Genomic DNA, 17,734 nt, shown 5'->3' on the forward strand with positions numbered 1-17,734 from the left:
GCGCGAGCCGGCTGCACTCGGTGCTGCTCACAGCCGTCGACCGGGTCCGCGGTGACAGGTCCGGCGGCACCTTCGCGACCGCGGCCGACGACGGTTCGAGCGGTGGCATCGCTACACGGACCTGGCCGACCCCACCTCGAACCACGTCTACGGACGTCACGGCGTATTCGCTCACCCGGTGAAGGTCGGCTACGGGGTCGGATAGAGCTCGATCTCGGCGTGGTGGGCACCCAGCAGCTTGGCGTCGCCGGTGAGCAGCGGACAGGCGAGGAGTTCGGCTAGCGCGATGTAGGCGGCGTCGTAGGCGGTGTAGTTGTGGCGGAGCTCCCACATTCGTCCGGACAAGATCGCGCCCGGGAAGCGCTCGATGCGCAACTCGACGAAGTCGGCCCTGATGCCGTCGGCCTGAGCCACGGTCAGTTTGCCGCCCAGTGTGAGGCCGCGCAGAGCGTTGCTGATCTCGAAGTCGATGAGGTGCGGCGCGTGCAGGACCCGTGGGGCCGACAACCGCTTGCGCAGCACGTCGTCATGCTGCGCCTCGCTCAAGGCGTAGAGGACCAGCGAGGTGTCGACGACGAGCGCGCTCACTCACCTCTCCCGGCGCGGGTCGCCGCAACGATGTCAGCCATCGTCAACCCCGCGGCCGGGCGCTGGGCCGCACGTGCAAGCACCTCGGCGACGGTGGGTTGCGCGGCCGCCTCGATGACCATGCGCCGGAGGTATGCGGCGAGGCTCATCCCTTCGGCGGCGGCGCGCATGCGCATGACGTCGAGGGCGTCGACGGGAACATCCCGGATCTGAATGGGCTTCGTCTCCATGCATGCAATGCTACCAACATGCATGCACCCCGTCGAGGCTCCGGCCCGCCCGCGGCGGGCGGGCCGGAGCGATTGCGTCAGGCGGCCGGTTGGACGTTGAACAGGTCGTCGTATGCCTCCATGAGCATCGCCTTGCCCTTGACCTGCGAGATCACCTCGGGTCCGGCAACGCCGTCGACGCCGGGGAGCTGGCCGGCGCCGCCCTCGGGGCCGAGCGGGATGGCGACCAGCGGCGGCAGCTTCTGGTAGTCGGCCACCTCGCCGTTGTCCGTGATCCGCGCGGTCAGGTTGGCCGCGACGAGCTCCGCCTGCAGCCGGGCGGTCGCCGCCATGTTGCGGTCGGCGTCGGCGATGTCGCCGATCGCATACACGTTCTCGTGCCCGACGACCCGCAGCTGGTCGTCGACGCGCAGGTAACCCTGGGCGTCGCGGGCCGCGGCCAGCGAGCCGGTGACGAACCCCGTCGCCGGGGTGACGCCGAACGCGCGGAACCAGATGTCGGCGGTCAGCTCCTCGCCGGCCTCCGTGGTGACGGTGACCGGAGCCGCCGTCGCGGCCGGGGCGTCCGGCAGGGCCCGCAGCGGGCTGCCGAGGACCAGGCGGACGCCGAGCTTGTCGAGCTGGCGGCGCAGCTCCTCGCGCAGCTCCTGGTCGTACGGGCCGGGCAGGATGTCGTCGGCCAGGTCGACCAGCGTGACGTCCTTCTCCGGGTAGGCGGTCTTGATCTCGCCGGCCAGCTCCAGGCCGGCCGCTCCCGCGCCGATCACCAGAGCGCGGGCCGACCCGCGAAGCGCGTGGTGCGCCTCCAGGAACCGTCCGCGCGCGACGGCGACGTCGGGCTCGTCGGTCTTGGCCGGGAAGGGGTACGAGGAGCCGGTCGCGAGGATGACGTAGTCGGCGGCCAGCCGTTCGCCGGAGGCCAGCGTGACGCCGGTGCCGTCGGCGTCGACGGCCCGGTCGCGGACGAACCGGCCGTGGGCGAGCAGCCGGTCGTACGGCAGGAAGATGCGGTCCAGCCACTCCGGCTCGACCAGCGCGCGCCAGGACGCGAGGTTGTGCAGGAACGTGTCGGACGGGTCGACCAGGGTCACATCGGCCACCTCGTCGAGCGCCTTGGCGGCGTTGATGCCGCCGAACCCGCCGCCGACGATGACGACGGAGGGGCGCGAGCCGTGGGTCTCGGTCACGGAATTCTCCTCGGAGAGTCGAAGCTACGAGCTGTCTCGTAGCAGCTTCGAAATTCGAAGCAACATCGCTCGCGCTAGTATTCCTCCTATGGCCGCGAACGTCCGCACCAGTCACGACCTGGACACCTGTGTGCGGGCCGACGAAGCGCTCACCCGGGCGTTCGTCATCCTCGGCAAGCGCTGGAACGCGCTGGTCCTGGGCAGTCTGAGGTTCGGCCCGGCCGGGTTCCGCGAACTGTCCCGCGCAATCGACGGGCTCAGTGACTCCGTCCTCGCCGACCGGCTGGCAGAGCTGACGCGGCATCAGCTTGTGCACCGGCGGGTCGACGCGGGGCCGCCGGTCTCCGTCACCTACGAGCTCACCGAGCGCGGCCGCGCGCTGCTGCCGGCGCTCGACCAGATCTCCGCCTGGGCCGTCGAGCACCTCCCGCCGGAGCCGTCAGCGCAGTGACGGCGGCGGGACCGGCGGTGGCGGTCCCTCGTAGCGCCCCGTGACCCGCACCCGCAGCGCCCGCTCCTCGTACTCCTCGAGCGCGTGCGCGATCCAGCCCGCGGTCCGGGCCACCGCGAAGATCGTCTCACCGGCCTCCGGCGGCATCTCCGTCGCGACGGACAGTGTCGCGAGCGCGAGGTCGACGTTCGCCGGCAGTGGCAGGTGGGTCGCGGCGGTCTCGGTGACGGCGTGCGCGGCGGCCAGGACGGGCGCGGCCTCGGGGACCGCCGCGAGCCGCTCGAACAGCACCTGCGCCCGCGGGTCGGTGGTCCGGTAGAGCCGGTGCCCCAGTCCGGGCAGCCGCCGCCCGGCCCGCAGGTGCTCGGCGACGACCGGCCCGGCGCCGCGCTCGAGCACATCGGCGAGCATCCGGTGCGCCAGCCCGCTCGCCGCGCCGTGCAGCGGCCCTTCGACGGCGCCCAGCGCCGCCGAGACGACGGCGTACGGATGCGCCCGCGCCGACGCGGCCGCCCGTGCGGTGACGGTGGACGCGGCCAGCCCGTGGTCGATGAGCAGGACCAGCGCGGTGTCGAGGGCGGTGACGGTGTGTGGGTCGGCCGGGCGCGCGGTCAGCCGCGGCCACAGGCGGGCCGCGATCGAGCCCTCGACGGCGCCGGACTGGGTGCTGGGCGGGGCGCCGTCGCGGCGGGGGAGTGCGTCGACGAAGGTGGCGATGAGGCCGCGGGCCGTCGCCGCCACGGTGCGGGGGCGCAGGTCGAACCGGACCGGGTCGGCCGCCGCCGCGGCGACCGCGGCCACCCGGAGCCGGTCGACCAGTCCGGCCTGGGCCGGCAGCGCGTCTCCGACCGCCCGGGCCGCGGACAGCCCGTCGGGCGGGGCGGCGAACGGCGGCCCCGGCCGCTGGTCGGCGGTCCACAGCCACCAGGCGACCTCCTCGAACGAGGCCCGCCGCGCCAGCTCGATCGGGTCGACGCCGCGGTAGTAGTAGCGGTCGTCCTCGATCAGCGTGACGCCGCTGTACACCGGGCCGGCGGCGTCCTGCTCGCGGGCCGCGGCCGGTCCGCCGCCGGGGCGGCCGCGGCGCCGGTGGGCGAGCCGCTCCACCTCGTCGGGGTCGAACGTGCTGGCCCGGCCGCCGGGGCCTCGGCGGCTGCCGAGCAGCCCACGGCTCACGTAGGCGTACACCGTCTCGGGCTTGACGCCGAGCCTGGCCGCGACCTGTCGCGTCGTGAGACGCCGCTGGTCAGCCATCGTCCCGCCTCCTCGACTCCGATCTTGACCGAAATCAATATATCTACGATGGTCGTCAACCATTGAGCATGCTGGGCTGGAGGGATCATGACTGCACAGGTGCCGCGCGGGCTGGCGGGGGTCGTCGTCACCGAGACCGTCCTCGGCGACGTCCGTGGCAGCGAGGGCTTCTACCACTACCGCGAGTACTCCGCCGTCGAGCTGGCCACGACCCGGACGTTCGAGGACGTCTGGCACCTGATGCTGGCCGGCGCGCTGCCGTCCGCGGCGGAGGGTGCGGCGTTCGCCCGCCGGGTCGCCGGGCTGCGGGCGCTGCCGGACGACGTGCGGGCGGCGCTGCCTGCGATCGCCCGCGCGAGCGCGGCGTCGGGGCCGATGGCCGGGCTGCGTACGGCGCTGTCGCTGACCGGCGCCGCCGCCGGGTTCCGTCCGGTCTACGACCTCACCGCCGACGAGCGGCGCGACGATGCGCTGCTGGCCGGCGCCGTGGTGCCGACGCTGCTGGCGGCGCTGTACCGGCTCGGGCAGGGGCTGGACCCGGTCGAGCCGCGCGCCGACCTCGGGCACACGGCCAACTACCTCTACATGCTGTCCGGCCGGGAGCCGGCGCCCGAGCACGCCCGCGCCGTCGAGCGGTACCTCATCTCGACCATCGACCACGGCTTCAACGCGTCGACGTTCACCGGCCGGGTCATCGCGTCGACCGGTGCCGACGTCGCCGCCTGCCTGGTCGGCGGCATCGCGGCGCTGTCCGGCCCACTGCACGGCGGCGCGCCGAGCCGGGCACTGGACACACTGGACGCCATCGGGACGCCGGACCGGATCCAGTCATGGGTGCGCGAGCGGGTGCTGGCCGGCGACCGGATCATGGGCTTCGGCCACCCGGTCTACCGCACCGAGGACCCGCGGTCGCGGATGCTGCGCGAGATCGCGGTCGGCTTCGGTGGCCCGCTGGTCGAGTTCGCCGTCGAGGTGGAGCGGCAGGTCGAGGCGATCCTGGCCGAGCTCAAGCCCGGCCGCGAGCTGCACACCAACGTCGAGTTCTACGCCGGCGTCGTCATGGAGCAGTGCGGGCTGCCGCGCGCGATGTTCACCCCGACGTTCGCCGTCGCCCGGGTGGTCGGCTGGACGGCGAACATCCTCGAGCAGGCCGCCGACAGCAAGATCATCCGGCCGGCGGCCCGCTACGTCGGCCCGCCGCCGCCCGTGCCCGTTCCCGCCGCGTGACGCGACGGCGAGCGGCCTGACTCGAGGATCGGGCGAGCCGAGCGATCAGGGGGCTTCTCGCACGTCACCAAATCCTTGTTGATCATGGAGAAGGTCGGGTCCCGGGGCGCTGGAAACTCGACCTTCTCCATGATCAACATGAGGCGACGGCGGCCCAGGGCGCTATGCAGGGGGCGGGGCGAGTCTGGGCACACCTCCAGGTGCACTGGCGTGGTCCCGGTTCCACGGGTCGGGGCGTTCCCAGCGTCCCGGAACCCGCGTTTCTCCGTGATCATCAACCCTTTGTGCTGCCCTGCCCATGGCTCATCGCGCTGACATGCAAGGCGCCCCCACCTCGGTCGGTGAGAACCGGTCGCGTGCACTTCCGGCGCCGCGTGACGGGGACCGGCGGCGGGGCTCACTCGACGACGATCGACTGGGCCTCGGCGACCGGGAGCGGGCCGTCCACCCAGGGGCTCTCCAGCGTGGTGGGTAGTCCATCCAGCTCCAGCGGATCGCCGTTGTTGGTGAACGAGATGTCGTAGACCAGCCGCATGCGGGCCGGGTAGCCGTCGGGATGGTCGACGGACGCCTCGGCGTAGACGTGGCTGCAGGCGTCGCTCTCTGCCACGGTGAACGGGCACTGCAGCACGCCGCTGCCGTCGCCGGGGTCGACCTCGATGCGGTCGGGCGTCGCGATGGCGTTGACCGCGCCCGTGGACTCGCCGATGATCTCGCCGTCGCTCGGGCCCTCGGCCCAGTACCAGGTGTCGAGGTTGACGAAGGACCGGTCCGGCGGCGAGAACGCCAGCGTGAAGTCGGGCGTGGCGATGTTGCCGAACGCCTGCCAGGCGAGGTCCCACAGGCTCGGGCCCTGCTCCTCCGGCGGGAGGATCCACTGCCAGGTGCCGCCGGGGTTGCTCGGGTAGCAGACCACGAACGTGACGATGTAGCCCTCGCCCGGCGACGGCTCGCCGGCCAGCTGCTCCCAGTCCTCCGGCGGGTTCAGCGAGGGGATGTTGCCCCAGCAGGCCTCGGTGCCCATGCACCACTGCACCGCGGTGGGCGGGCCCTCGCCCTCGACCTGGCTCAGGTCGCACGTGGGCTCCTGCTCGCCGCCGTCACCGTTGTCGCCACCGGTGTCCTCGCCGTCGTCGCCGCCGGAGTCGCTGCACTCCTCGACCCAGCCCATCTCGCCGTTCGGCAGCTCCGACCACACCAGCTCGCACTCGGCCGACGCGGTGGGCAGCATGACCAGCAGGCCGGTGGCGGCCACCGCCGTGGCCAGCAGCAGCCGCAGCGACGTGATCGTTCGCCTCAGCATGTGATGGTCGCCTCGCTCTGATCCACTCGTTCGCTGACCAACCATTGCCCGTCGACCCGCTCGAGGTCGAAGACCCGGGGCCGCGGGCCCAGCAGCTCGCGCTCCAGCGGCTCGCCGTTCTGGTACACGTTCCAGCCGTCCTCGTCGACGCAGCTCTCGACCCGGGCGGTGTCGCCGTCGACGGTGACCTGCGGCGGGCCGAGGACCGGCGCGCCGTCGCGGGTGACGCCGGTGTCGACCAGGCCGCGGACGTCGGCCACCTGAGTCTGGGCGATCAGCTCCGTCGCCACGGTCTTGAGCTCTTCGTAGGACTCGTCGAGCTCGTTCTCGGACGCGATGACAATGTCCCAGTAGCGCTGGTACTGCGCCTCGATCTCGGCGACGGCGGCGGCGTCGGGGTCTTCAGTGGTCGTGGGCGCGGCCGTCGCGGCAGACGTCTCGAGGCCGGTGGGCTCCTCGGACTCACCAGAGCACGCGGCAGCGGCCAGCACCAATCCCGCCGCGGCGAGAGTGGACACGACGACGCGAGCGGGTGTCATGACACCGGATCATTCCATACGTCACCACAAGGCACGCGTCGAACCCCGGCCTTGAAAGCTTGCTGCAAGTCTTGCAACGGTCGCCGGGGGTGGCTAGCGTCTCGGACACCGTGACACCGCCGTCCGCCCCGGGAGTGCTCGATGCCGACCCTGCCGACCGCCCGCCGCCTCCTCGTTCTGACGGCCTCCCTGGGGCTCGTCGCCGCCACCGCAGCGACGGCCGCCACTCCCGCCGTCGCCGACCACACGCCGCAGCCCGACACCGTCACGCTGGTGGGCAGTCTGCAGAGCGAACTGGGATGTGCCGGTGACTGGGACCCCGCCTGCGACGCCACCGAGCTGACCCGCACGAGCACGGGGACCTACGAGAGCGCCGTCACCCTCGAGCCGGGCAGCTACGAGTTCAAGGTCGCGCTGAACGGCGGCTGGGACGAGAACTATGGCGCGGGCGGCGTCGCGAACGGCCCGAACCTCCCGCTGGTCCTCGAGGCCGACGCCGAGGTGACGTTCTCCTACGACCACGCGTCGCACCGGATCGCCGTCGCGCCGACGCACCCGCAGCCCGGCCTCACCGAGGAGGACGAACAGCTGGCCGGCGACAGCCTGCGCGCCGGGCTCACCGATGAGCGGTTCTACTTCGTCATGGCCGACCGGTTCGACAACGGCGACCCGGCGAACGACACCGGGGGTCACGGGGTACCGCCCGGGGCGGAGGAACCGCGGCTGGTCCATGGGCACGACCCCGCGGACAAGGGCTTCTACCACGGCGGCGACCTCGCCGGGATCCTGCGCCGGCTGGACTACATCGAGGACCTCGGCACGACGGCGATCTGGCTGACGCCGTCGTTCATGAACCGCCCGGTGCAGGGCAGCGGCGCCGACGTCAGCGCCGGCTACCACGGCTACTGGATCACCGACTTCACCCGGATCGACCCGCACCTGGGCACCAACGACGAACTGCGCCGGCTCATCGACGAGGCGCACGCACGGGGCATCAAGGTGTTCTTCGACATCATCACCAACCACACCGCCGACGTCATCGACTACGAGCAGGGGCAGTACACGTACGTCCCGAAGAGCGACGTCCCGTACCGCGACGCCGTCGGCAACGTCTTCGACGACAGCCAGTACGCCGCCGGCGACACGTTCCCGCCGCTGGACACGGAGACCTCGTTCCCGTACACGCCGTTCTTCCGCACGCCCGAGGATGCGACGGTCAAGGTCCCGGCCTGGCTGAACGACCCGACGCTCTACCACAACCGCGGCAACGCGGCCTTCGACGGCAGCGAGGGCGACCTGTACGGCGACTTCGTCGGGTTGGACGACCTGTTCACCGAGCAGCCCGCCGTCCGCGACGGGATGATCGACATCTACCGGTACTGGGCCGCGTTCGGCGTCGACGGGTTCCGCATCGACACCGTCAAGCACGTCAACATGGAGTTCTGGCAGAAGTTCGCGCCCGAGGTGCTCGACGCCGCGCACGACTCCGGAGCCGACGACTTCTTCATGTTCGGCGAGGTGTACGACGCGAACCCGGCCGCGATGTCGCGGTACACGACCGAGGGCGGGCTGCAGGCCACCATCGACTTCGGCTTCCAGGCCCGGGCGCAGGGCTTCGCGACCGGCCGCCCGACGACGGAGCTGCGTGACCTGTTCGCCGGCGACGACCACTACACCGACGCCGACTCCAACGCGTACTCGCTGCCGACCTTCCTCGGCAACCACGACATGGGCCGCATCGGGATGTTCGTCCAGGACACCGGGGTAGCGCCGGACGAGCAGCTGGACCGCTCCCTGCTCGCGCACGACCTCATGTACCTGACCCGCGGCCAGCCGGTCGTCTACTACGGCGACGAGCAGGGCTTCACCGGCGACGGCGGCGACAAGGACGCCCGGCAGGACATGTTCGAGAGCCAGGTCGCCAGCTACAACGACGACGACCTCATCGGCACCGACGCCACGACGGCGGAGGAGAACTTCGATTCGGAGCACCCGATCTACCGGCGCCTGGCCGAGCTGTCCGCACTGCGCGACGAGCACCCGGCGCTCGCCGACGGCGCGCAGATCCACCGCTACGCCAGCGACGACGCCGGCGTGTACGCGTTCAGCCGCATCGACGCCGACGAGCAGGTCGAGTACGTCGTCGCCACCAACAACTCGACGCAACCGCAGACGGTCGGCTTCGACACGTTCAACGCCCGCACCTCGTTCAAGGGCGTCTGGCCGGCCGGCGCCGCCGACCTCCGCTCCGACGCCGACGGCCGCGTCACCGTCACCGTGCCGCCGCTGTCGGCGACGGTCTGGCGGGCGCCGAAGCCGCTGAAGGCGGCCAAGGACGCGCCGGCGCTGCACTTCCGCACGCCCGGCGCCGGCGGGACCGTCGGCGGCCGCGCCGAGGTCGGGGTCTCCGTGCCGGCCGGCGGCTTCAACCAGGTGACGCTGGCCTGGCGGCCGCTCGGCACGTCCGCGTGGCAGGTGCTCGGTACCGACGACAACGCCCCGTACCGCGTCTTCCACGACGTCACGGACCTCGCGCACGGGACGCTGGTGGAGTACCGCGCGGTGCTGAAGGACCATTCCGGCAACCTCTCGGTGACCTCGACGTACGGCGTGGTGGGCGAGCCGCAGGACGAGGGCGAGGAGCCGGGCGGCGGCGGGCCGGTCGAGCAGCCGGACCGGGTCACCGTCCCCGGCAGCCTGAACACCGAGATGGGCTGCGGCGGCGACTGGGACCCGGCGTGCGTGCAGGCCGGCCTGACGCTGGACGCGAACGACGACGTCTGGAAGGGCACGTTCGCACTGCCCGCGGGTGACTTCGAGTACAAGGTCGCGATCGACGGCTCGTGGGCGGAGAACTATGGCCTGGGCGCCCGCCGCGACGGCCCGAACATCCCACTGCCGCTGCCCGCGGCCGGCGACGTCACGTTCTACTACGACCATGCCACGCACTGGATCACCAGCGACGCGCAGGACCCGATCGTCACCGTGCCGGGGTCGTTCCAGTCCGAGCTGGGCTGCCCGGGCGACTGGGACCCGGCCTGCATGCGATCGTGGTTGAAGGATCCCGACGGCGACGGCATCTACACACTCTCGACGACGGGCATCGCCGCCGGGACGTACGAGGCGAAGGTGACGCACGGGCTGAGCTGGGACGAGAACTACGGCGCGGGTGGTGCGCCGGACGGGTCCAACATCGCTTTCACCGTGCCGGCCGGCGCCCGCGCCACGTTGAGCTATGACGTCGCCACCCACGTGCTGACGGTGACGGCGTCGGCCGCGGAGTCGCAGGCCGACCTCACCCAGCAGAAGGCGCACTGGCTGGAGCGTGGGCTGCTGGCCTGGGACCTGCCGGCGGCCGCGGCGGACTGGAGCTTCCGGCTGCACGCGGCGCCGTCGGGCGGCCTCGGGCTGGACGCCGAGGCCGTCACCGGCGGGACGTCGTACCCGCTCACCCTGGGTGAGCTGCCGGAGGAGATTCGGGAGCAGTACCCGCACCTGGCCGGGTACGACGCGCTCATTCTGGCCGCCACGAAGGACGTCGAGGAGCTGCTCACCGGGCAGCTCGCCGTCGCCGCGTACGACGACCTCGGCCGGCTGGTCGACGCCACCGGGGTCCAGCTGCCCGGCGTCCTGGACGACGTCCACGTGCGCGCCGCGGACCGTGAGCTGGGCGTCGTCTGGCACGGCCGCCGCCCGGACATCGCGGTCTGGGCGCCGACGGCGAAGCAGGTCGACCTGCTGCTCACGCCGCCCGGGTCGAGCACCGAGCAGACGGTGCCGATGCGCCGCGACGGCGACGGCGTCTGGACCGCCCGCGGAAACCCGCGCTGGGCCGGCGCTGCGTACGCGTTCGCCGTGCAGGTGTACGTGCCGGAGACCGGCGCCGTCGAGACCAACGTCGTCACCGATCCGTACAGCATGGCGCTGACGACGAACTCGCAGCGGTCGCTGGTCGTGGACCTGGACGACCCCGCGCTGGCGCCGCCGGCGTGGGCCGGTCTCGTCAAGCCGGAGCTGGCGCAGCCGGAGGACTCCACCATCTACGAGCTGCACGTCCGCGACTTCTCCATCGGCGACGAGTCCGTGCCGGAGGCGCACCGCGGCACGTACCTGGCCTTCGCTGACGCCGACGGGGCCGGGATGCGGCACCTGTCCGCGCTCGCCGACGCCGGGCTCAACACCGTCCACCTGCTGCCGGTGTTCGACATCGCTACGGTGCCGGAGGACCGCGCCGCACAGGCCACCCCCGACTGCGATCTCGAAGCGCTGACAGAGGCGGACCCCGCGGGCGAGGCACAGCAGGCGTGCACCGCGGCGGTCGCCGGGCAGGACGGGTTCAACTGGGGCTACGACCCCCTGCACTACACCGTCCCGGAGGGCTCCTACGCGACGAACCCGGACGGCCCCGGCCGGACGCGGGAGTTCCGCGAGATGGTGGCAGCGCTCAACGGCGCCGGGCTGCGGGTCGTCATGGACGTCGTCTACAACCACACCCACGCCGCCGGCCAGGACGACCAGTCGGTGCTGGACCGGATCGTGCCCGGCTACTACCAGCGGCTCTCCGCCACCGGCACCGTCGAGACGTCCACCTGCTGCGCGAACACGGCGTCGGAGCACGCGATGATGGAGAAGCTGATCGTCGACTCCGTCGTCACCTGGGCGCGCGACTACAAGGTCGACGGGTTCCGGTTCGACCTCATGGGCCACCACAGCCGGGCGACGATGGAGCGCGTCCGCGCCGCCCTGGACGAGCTGACGGTGGAGCGCGACGGCGTCGACGGCGCGTCCGTCTACGTGTACGGCGAGGGCTGGAACTTCGGCGAGGTCGCGAACAACGCCCGGTTCCGGCAGGCCACGCAGCTGGAGCTGTACGGCGCTGGCATCGGGACCTTCAACGACCGGCTGCGCGACGGCGTCCGCGGCGGCGGCCCGTTCGACGAGGACCCGCGGCAGCAGGGCTTCGGCAGCGGCCTGTTCACCGACCCGAACGGCGCGGCCGTCAACGGGACGCCGGGCGAGCAGCGCGAACGGCTGCTGCACCTGCAGGACCTGATCAAGGTCGGGCTGACCGGCAACCTGCGCGACTACCCGTTCACCGACAGCACCGGCGCGGCCGTGACCGGCGCCGACGTCGACTACAACGGCTCGCCGGCCGGCTACACCGCCGACCCGGCCGAGGTCATCACCTACGTCGACGCGCACGACAACGAGACGCTCTACGACGCGCTCGCGTACAAGCTGCCGGCGGACACGCCGATGGCCGACCGCGTGCGGATGAACGTGCTGTCGCTGGCCACGACGGCGCTCGCCCAGGGCCCGTCGTTCTGGCACGCGGGCGCGGACCTGCTGCGGTCGAAGTCGCTGGACCGCAACTCCTACGACTCCGGCGACTGGTTCAACCGGATCGACTGGACAGGGCAGGAGAGCACGTTCGGATCCGGCCTGCCGCCCGCGACCGACAACTCCGCGAAGTGGGACTTCATGCGCCCGCTGCTCGCGTCGCCGTCGCTGAAGCCGGGCCCGGCCGACCTCGCGACGTCGACGGCGATGGCGCAGGACCTGCTGCGGCTGCGGTTCTCGTCGCCGCTGTTCCGGCTCGGGTCGGCCGAGCTGGTGCGGGAGCGGGTGTCGTTCGGCGACGGCGGACCGTCGCAGCCCGCCGGCGCCATCGTCATGCAGCTCGACGACCGGGCAGGTGAGGACCTCGACCCGGACCGCGAGCGGCTGGTCGTGGTCTTCAACGCGACGCCGTCCGCGGTGACGGTGCCGGTCGACGACGGCGCGAGCCTGCGGCTGCACCCCGTCCAGGCCGCCGGCGCCGACCCCGTCGTCCGGTCCGCCACCGCGGGCGCGGACGGCCTCACCGTCCCGGCGCGGACGGTCGCGGTGTTCGAGCAGCGCTGACGGGGGGTGCCGGCCGGCTACGCGGCGACGGCCGCGGGCCGGCCGGCGCGCGGCCGGCGGGCGATGTGCCGCGCCACGTACTCGGCGTCCCGCCCTGCGCCGCCGACCAGCATGGAGCTGAATGCGCTCTGGAAGGCCAGGCCGGTGAAGTAGAGGCCGGGCGACGACGGCACGACGCCGCGCTCCTCCAGGGGCCAGCCGTCGTCGCCCAGGACCGGCAACCGGATCCAGGTGAAGTCTTGCCGGAACCCGGTGCACCAGACCACCGTCCCAATGTCCAGCACCCGGCCGCCGTCGAGCACCGGGTTCCCCTCCCGCACGCCGGTGACCCGCTCGGGGATCCACTCGACGCCGGCCGCGGCGAGGTCGTCCGCCTGGACCCGCAGCAGCGGGCCGCCGTGAGTGCGGATCTCCGGGCGCATCTTGCGTCCGATCGGCGTGCGCAGCGTGAACACGTGCCGGGCCAGGAACCAGAGCACCGGGAACGCCGCCTGCGCGCGCCGCGACTCCAGCGGGACCGGGAGCTGGCCTCTCGAGTGGCCGCACAGGATCGTATGGTGCTCGCGGGCGGTTTCGACCGCGATGTCCGCCCCCGAGTGCGACGCCCCGACGACCAGGACGGGGCCAGGTGCGAGCTGGTCCGGCCGCCGGTACTGGCTGGAGTGCAGTTGCGCGATGGCCGGGTCCAGCTCGGCCGCGAACGGCGGCGCGTACGCGCGCGTCCCGAACGTCCCCGTCGCCACGACGACGTTGTCCGCCGTGAGCCGCCGGTCCCCGCAGTCGAGGACGTATCCGGCGCCGTCGTCGCTCTCCGTCAGGGTCTCGACGCGGACGCCGTGCTCGACCGGCAGCTCGAAGCGGGCCGCGTAGGCCTCCAGGTAGTCGGCGACCTCGTCCTTCGTCGGGAACGCCCGGCCGGGGCCGGGGAAGCGCATCCCCGGCAGCCCGTCGTAGCGCGCCGGGCTGTAGAGCCGCAGCGAGTCCCAGTGGCGGCGCCAGTTGTCGCCCGTGCGGCGCTGCTCGTCCAGGATGAGGAACGGCCGACGCCGCTTGGCGAGGTGGTAGCCGACGCTCAACCCCGCCTGTCCACCCCCGACGACGATCGTCTCGATGTGCTGATCCATGACGCCCTCCCCGTACGTTCCGGCAGGTCAGGCCTCGACGGTAGGAGCGGCGCCGCGGCGGGCGCGTCGGGCTAACCATGCATCTTCGCGGCCGGCCGGGGATGGGTAGTTCTGTGTAGATGGCGGGCGCCCGCGTCAGGTGGGAGTTGGGTCGGCGTCGGGTCCGCGGGGTTCACGTGCGCCTGTGCTGCAACGTTGGCCGTCCCCCTGCTGCCCATTCTCTTGGCCGCACAACCGCGCCTCAAGTCCGCCATGGGGTCGCTTCGCGACGACGGGGCGGACTTGACCCGCGGCTCCGCGGCCAAGAACGGGCAGCTATCAGGGGGACGGGGCGAGTCTGGGCACGACTCGGGGTCCGCAGCCGACGTTCGGGTCCGCTGTGGGCCTGTCGACCGACATGATCATCAAGGATCGCCTACATCACGAGGATTACCCGAGCATCAACACGATTGCAGCCGTGTCGATGCTCGGGTAATCCTCGTGATGGCCCCCGAAACGCCGGCATATCTCACCAGGTGGACGCCGAACGACATCAACGCCACACCGAAGCGGGCCCCACGCCCCGGCGCCGTCGCCACACTCCCCCCGTCCCCCTGATAGCTGCCCGTTCTTAGCCGCGTGCGCGCGGGTCAAGTCCAAGGCCCCTAACCACTGAGAACAGCACACAGTCAGAGGCCGCGGACTTGAGGCGCACGCACGCGGCCAAGACAATCGGGCAGCAGGGGGACGGCCCAACGTGCACTTCCGTGGCCACCTCACACGAGGTCGTGCTCGTAGGCGAACGCGGTCGCCGCGGCGCGCGACGAGACGCCGATCTTGGTGAAGATGTTGCTCACGTGCCGCGCGACCGTCTTGTCGCTGAGCACCAGCGCGTCCGCGATCGCCCGGTTGCTCCGCCCGGCGGCGACCAGCCGCAGGACCTCCAGCTCCCGGGGCGTCAGCCCGCCGCCCCCCGCCGGGCCGCCGTCCGTCAGCGTCCGCAGCCGGTCGAGGTCGGGTCCGGCGGAGAGCCGCCGGAACGTCCGCGCCGCCGCGTCGAACTCCACCGCGGCGGCGTCGGCGTCGCCGAGCTCGCGGCAGGCCAGCCCGACCAGGACCCGGGCACGGGCGGCCTCGTACGGCGTCGCCACGTCATGGAAGCCGGCCCATGACCGCCGCGCCGCGGCCAGCGCGCCGGCCGGGTCACCACGCGAGAGCCGCACCGACGCCGTCGCGTACGCGGACATCGCGGCCAGCATCGGCACCTGGGCGGCGCCGGCCAGCTCGGCCAGCTCGGCCGCGGCCGTATCGGCACCGTCGGCGTCGCCGGCCGCCAGCAGCGCCTCGACCAGCGCCGCGAGCAGGGCCGGGCGCTCGATCGGGCTCGGGATCTCGTCGAGCGCACGGCGCAGCCCGGCGACCGAGGCCGCCACCCGGCCCTGGTCCAGCCGGAGCAGGGCCAGACCGGGCTGCGGGTCTCGCCCGCTCAGGCCGGCCAGCCGGTAGGCGTCCTCCGCGGCCGCCACCTCGCCGCGCAGCCGGTGCAGTTCGGCCCGTTCGTAGTGGGCGTCGCCCACGGCCGGCTGGCCCGGCGGGTCGGACAGCCGGCGGCAGGCGTCTCCGGCCACGGCCAACGCGTCCTGCCAGGCCCCCTGGTCGCGCAGCACGTGAGCGCGGTGCACCTGGCACTCGCCGCGGTACGGCACGAGGTCCGGCTGAGCCTCGCACCAGCGGCTGAGCGCCGTCGTCCACTCGCGAGCCCGGCGCAGGTCGAACGTCGCCCGGCAGGCGTCGAGGACGGTGCAGTAGACGATGCCGGTGAGCACCGGCCCGACCTCGCCGGAAGTGACCGCGACCATCACCTCGTCGAGCAGCGCGATACCCTCCGTGACCTTGCCCAGCCCGACCAGCGCCCGGCCCTGGCCCATCCGGCCGAGGACCACCAGGTCGACGTCGCGGTGGCGCTGGCCGATGGCGCCGACCTCGGCGAACATCTCCGCAGCCACCGCTTCGTCACCGACGGCCAGCATCTGCCGGGCTCGGGCCACGAGCAGGTAGCCGCTCTCGGCGCAGTCGCGCCCGACCTCGTCGAGGAGGCGGTCGGCCCGGGCCAGCCAGCCACCGGCCTGCGCCTGCTCACCGCGGTTGAACAGGAGGAACGCCAGCCAGACGGCGCACCGGGCGGCCGAGTGCGCCCGGCCCGCGCGCAGCAGCTCACCGTAGAGCCGTTCCTGCAGGGCCGCGCTCTCGTCGTCGTGACCGGCCAGGTACGCCGAGACGGCCAGCAGCTCCAGATCGGCGGTGGACAACGGCGACGCGGCGTCGGCGCCCGCGAGCTGCGCATGCGCCTCGGCCCAGGCCCGCCGCTCGAAGGCGGCGCGGCCCCGGTCCAGCGCCTCGGTTGTGGTCATGCGCCCCCCCAGCGCCCGCACACCGTCCTGCCGCCACGCTACTCCTGGGGCCGGGGGACAATCGTGCTGTGGTCGATGCCGCTGCTGACGAGATCCCCACCGCGGCCGGCGGGCTGACGGCGCGCCCGGTCGCCGCGCTGACGTCGGAGCGGGCCGCCGAGGCGATGACGCGGGCGTTCGAGGGCTACGTCGTGCCGGTGTCGGTCGACGGGCCGGGGTTCGAGCGGCGGTTCGGCGCCGAGCACCTCGACCGCTACCTCAGCGAGGTGTACGCCGCGGGCGACGACCTCGCGGGCATCTGCCTGATCGCCCGGCGTGGCACGACGGCGCGGATCGGCGGGTTCGCCTGCACGCCGGCCTACCGTGGCGTCGGCGTGGGCCGGGCGCTGATGGAGCGGGCGGTCGCCCGCTGCACAGAGGCCGGCGCGACCAGGATCACGCTCGAGGTCATCACCAGCAACGCCGCGGCCGTGCGGCTGTACGAGCGGCTCGGCTTCCGGACCACGCGGACGCTCGTCGGCTACCGCTGGGAGCGGCCGGAGGCGGCCGGGCCGGTGCCGCCGTCCGTGCCGGCGCCGATCGACCCGGCGCGGTTCGCCCGCGGGGTGGCCGCCGGACTGAGCGGGTCGGACGAGCCGCCCTGGCAGCTAGCGCCGGAGACGCTGGCCGCCTCCGTGCCGCCGCGTCGGGCGTACGCGCTGGGCCCGGCCGCGGCGCTGGTGAGCGTCACCGAGACCACCGCGGTGCTGGGCGCCGTGCACACCGAGCCGGCCGCCCGCCGGCGGGGTCACGGGCGGGCGCTGCTGGCCGCGCTGCGCGAGTCGTTCCCGGGACGGCGGTGGACGGTGCCGCCTCTGGTGCCGGAGGAAGACGGGGCCGAGTTCTTCCGTGCGACCGGCTGGGTTCGCGAGGAGCTGGCCCAGTATGAGATGGTGCACGCGAACGTGTGACCGGCGTCCGGTGGGGGATTCCCGACCGTTTTGACCATGCGGCGCCTGCACAGGTATTCTGTCGTGTCGTTGTGCGTACCGGAGCGCGGCACGCCAGCCACCGACCAGATCCATCCTCTCGACCAAAGCGAAGGCCTACGACCGTGCGCACGTACAGCCCCAAGCCCGGCGATGTCCAGCGCCAGTGGCACGTCATCGACGCCACCGACATCGTCCTCGGCAGGCTCGCCAGCCAGACCGCGACCCTGCTGCGCGGCAAGCACAAGCCCGTCTACGCGCCGCACGTCGACACCGGCGACTTCGTCATCGTCGTGAACGCCGAGAAGGTCGCGCTCACCGGCAGCAAGCTGGTGCAGAAGCTCGACCACCGGCACTCCGGCCGGCCGGGCGGTCTGCGCTCCACCAACTACCGCGACCTCCTCGAGAAGAACCCCCGCCGGGCCATCGAGAAGGCCGTCAAGGGGATGCTCCCGCACAACAGCCTGGGCCGGCAGATGCTGTCCAAGCTGAAGGTGTACGCGGGCCCGGAGCACCCGCACCAGGCCCAGCAGCCCGTGCCGTACGAGATCGGCCAGGTCGCGCAGTGA

The 17,734-nt window shown here is 72.8% G+C and carries 13 protein-coding genes; 5 read left to right on the forward strand and 8 right to left on the reverse strand.

Translation table 11 applies throughout. The features are described from left to right. Positions 1-189: 189 nt before the first annotated feature. From E1262_RS04300 to E1262_RS04310, 3 genes are all read right to left on the reverse strand, one after another. Entirely contained in the window at positions 190-588 is a 399-nt protein-coding gene (locus E1262_RS04300) for a type II toxin-antitoxin system VapC family toxin (RefSeq protein ID WP_132101795.1), read from the reverse strand. Beyond that, positions 585-818: a hypothetical protein gene (locus E1262_RS04305; RefSeq protein WP_132101796.1), complete on the reverse strand. Its 234-nt coding sequence runs from the start codon at positions 816-818 to the stop codon at positions 585-587. Before E1262_RS04305 ends, E1262_RS04300 begins: the two co-directional genes overlap by 4 nt. Before the next feature lie 77 nt (positions 819-895). Continuing rightward, entirely contained in the window at positions 896-2,005 is a 1,110-nt protein-coding gene (locus tag E1262_RS04310) for an NAD(P)/FAD-dependent oxidoreductase (protein ID WP_132101797.1), read from the reverse strand. Between the two features lie 88 nt (positions 2,006-2,093). Here E1262_RS04310 and E1262_RS04315 point away from each other — a divergent pair, with 88 nt between their 5' ends. After that, positions 2,094-2,456, forward strand: a complete 363-nt coding sequence (locus tag E1262_RS04315; protein ID WP_132101798.1) for a winged helix-turn-helix transcriptional regulator — start codon at positions 2,094-2,096, stop codon at positions 2,454-2,456. Here the strand turns inward: E1262_RS04315 and E1262_RS04320 are convergent. Then, positions 2,445-3,710: a citrate synthase gene (locus E1262_RS04320; RefSeq protein ID WP_132101799.1), complete on the reverse strand. Its 1,266-nt coding sequence runs from the start codon at positions 3,708-3,710 to the stop codon at positions 2,445-2,447. The genes E1262_RS04315 and E1262_RS04320 overlap by 12 nt on opposite strands. Before the next feature lie 87 nt (positions 3,711-3,797). On the opposite strand from E1262_RS04320, the gene E1262_RS04325 reads away from it, so the two are divergent. Continuing rightward, entirely contained in the window at positions 3,798-4,937 is a 1,140-nt protein-coding gene (locus E1262_RS04325) for a citrate synthase/methylcitrate synthase (RefSeq protein ID WP_132101800.1), read from the forward strand. A gap of 397 nt (positions 4,938-5,334) precedes the next feature. Here E1262_RS04325 and E1262_RS04330 read toward each other — a convergent pair whose 3' ends face one another. Both E1262_RS04330 and E1262_RS04335 read right to left on the reverse strand, forming a co-directional pair. After that, positions 5,335-6,240, reverse strand: a complete 906-nt coding sequence (locus tag E1262_RS04330) for a hypothetical protein (RefSeq protein WP_132101801.1) — start codon at positions 6,238-6,240, stop codon at positions 5,335-5,337. Then, positions 6,234-6,779, reverse strand: a complete 546-nt coding sequence (locus E1262_RS04335) for a nuclear transport factor 2 family protein (RefSeq protein ID WP_132101802.1) — start codon at positions 6,777-6,779, stop codon at positions 6,234-6,236. The genes E1262_RS04330 and E1262_RS04335 overlap by 7 nt, the downstream gene beginning before the upstream one ends. 141 nt (positions 6,780-6,920) lie before the next feature. Between E1262_RS04335 and pulA the strand changes: the two genes are divergently transcribed. After that, complete coding sequence (pulA, locus tag E1262_RS04340; RefSeq protein WP_132101803.1) at positions 6,921-12,683, forward strand: pullulanase-type alpha-1,6-glucosidase; 5,763 nt, start codon at positions 6,921-6,923, stop codon at positions 12,681-12,683. A gap of 17 nt (positions 12,684-12,700) precedes the next feature. On the opposite strand, the gene E1262_RS04345 is transcribed toward pulA, so the two are convergent. Beyond that, positions 12,701-13,807, reverse strand: coding sequence for a flavin-containing monooxygenase (locus E1262_RS04345; RefSeq protein ID WP_132101804.1), 1,107 nt, complete (start codon positions 13,805-13,807; stop codon positions 12,701-12,703). Between the two features lie 755 nt (positions 13,808-14,562). Continuing rightward, the gene (locus E1262_RS31240; protein WP_132101805.1) at positions 14,563-16,197 is read right to left on the reverse strand and encodes a helix-turn-helix transcriptional regulator; all 1,635 of its coding nucleotides are present in this window, start codon (positions 16,195-16,197) and stop codon (positions 14,563-14,565) included. 68 nt (positions 16,198-16,265) lie between these two features. On the opposite strand from E1262_RS31240, the gene E1262_RS30760 reads away from it, so the two are divergent. Further along, complete coding sequence (locus E1262_RS30760; RefSeq protein ID WP_203453522.1) at positions 16,266-17,147, forward strand: GNAT family N-acetyltransferase; 882 nt, start codon at positions 16,266-16,268, stop codon at positions 17,145-17,147. 143 nt (positions 17,148-17,290) lie between these two features. Beyond that, positions 17,291-17,734, forward strand: a complete 444-nt coding sequence (rplM, locus tag E1262_RS04360) for a 50S ribosomal protein L13 (protein WP_132101806.1) — start codon at positions 17,291-17,293, stop codon at positions 17,732-17,734.

It is taken from the genome of Jiangella aurantiaca (genome assembly GCF_004349105.1).
Taxonomy (GTDB): Bacteria; Actinomycetota; Actinomycetes; order Jiangellales; family Jiangellaceae; genus Jiangella; species Jiangella aurantiaca.

Excerpts from the sequence above, each read along its gene's own strand:
- E1262_RS04305 (WP_132101796.1), bottom strand. The coding sequence starts at position 818 with ATGGAGACGAAGCCCATTCAGATCCGGGATGTTCCCGTCGACGCCCTC.
- E1262_RS04315 (WP_132101798.1), top strand. The coding sequence starts at position 2,094 with ATGGCCGCGAACGTCCGCACCAGTCACGACCTGGACACCTGTGTGCGG.
- E1262_RS04330 (WP_132101801.1), bottom strand. The coding sequence starts at position 6,240 with ATGCTGAGGCGAACGATCACGTCGCTGCGGCTGCTGCTGGCCACGGCG.
- E1262_RS04335 (WP_132101802.1), bottom strand. The coding sequence starts at position 6,779 with ATGACACCCGCTCGCGTCGTCGTGTCCACTCTCGCCGCGGCGGGATTG.
- E1262_RS31240 (WP_132101805.1), bottom strand. The coding sequence starts at position 16,197 with ATGACCACAACCGAGGCGCTGGACCGGGGCCGCGCCGCCTTCGAGCGG.
- E1262_RS04325 (WP_132101800.1), top strand. The coding sequence starts at position 3,798 with ATGACTGCACAGGTGCCGCGCGGGCTGGCGGGGGTCGTCGTCACCGAG.
- pulA (WP_132101803.1), top strand. The coding sequence starts at position 6,921 with ATGCCGACCCTGCCGACCGCCCGCCGCCTCCTCGTTCTGACGGCCTCC.
- E1262_RS04345 (WP_132101804.1), bottom strand. The coding sequence starts at position 13,807 with ATGGATCAGCACATCGAGACGATCGTCGTCGGGGGTGGACAGGCGGGG.
- E1262_RS04320 (WP_132101799.1), bottom strand. The coding sequence starts at position 3,710 with ATGGCTGACCAGCGGCGTCTCACGACGCGACAGGTCGCGGCCAGGCTC.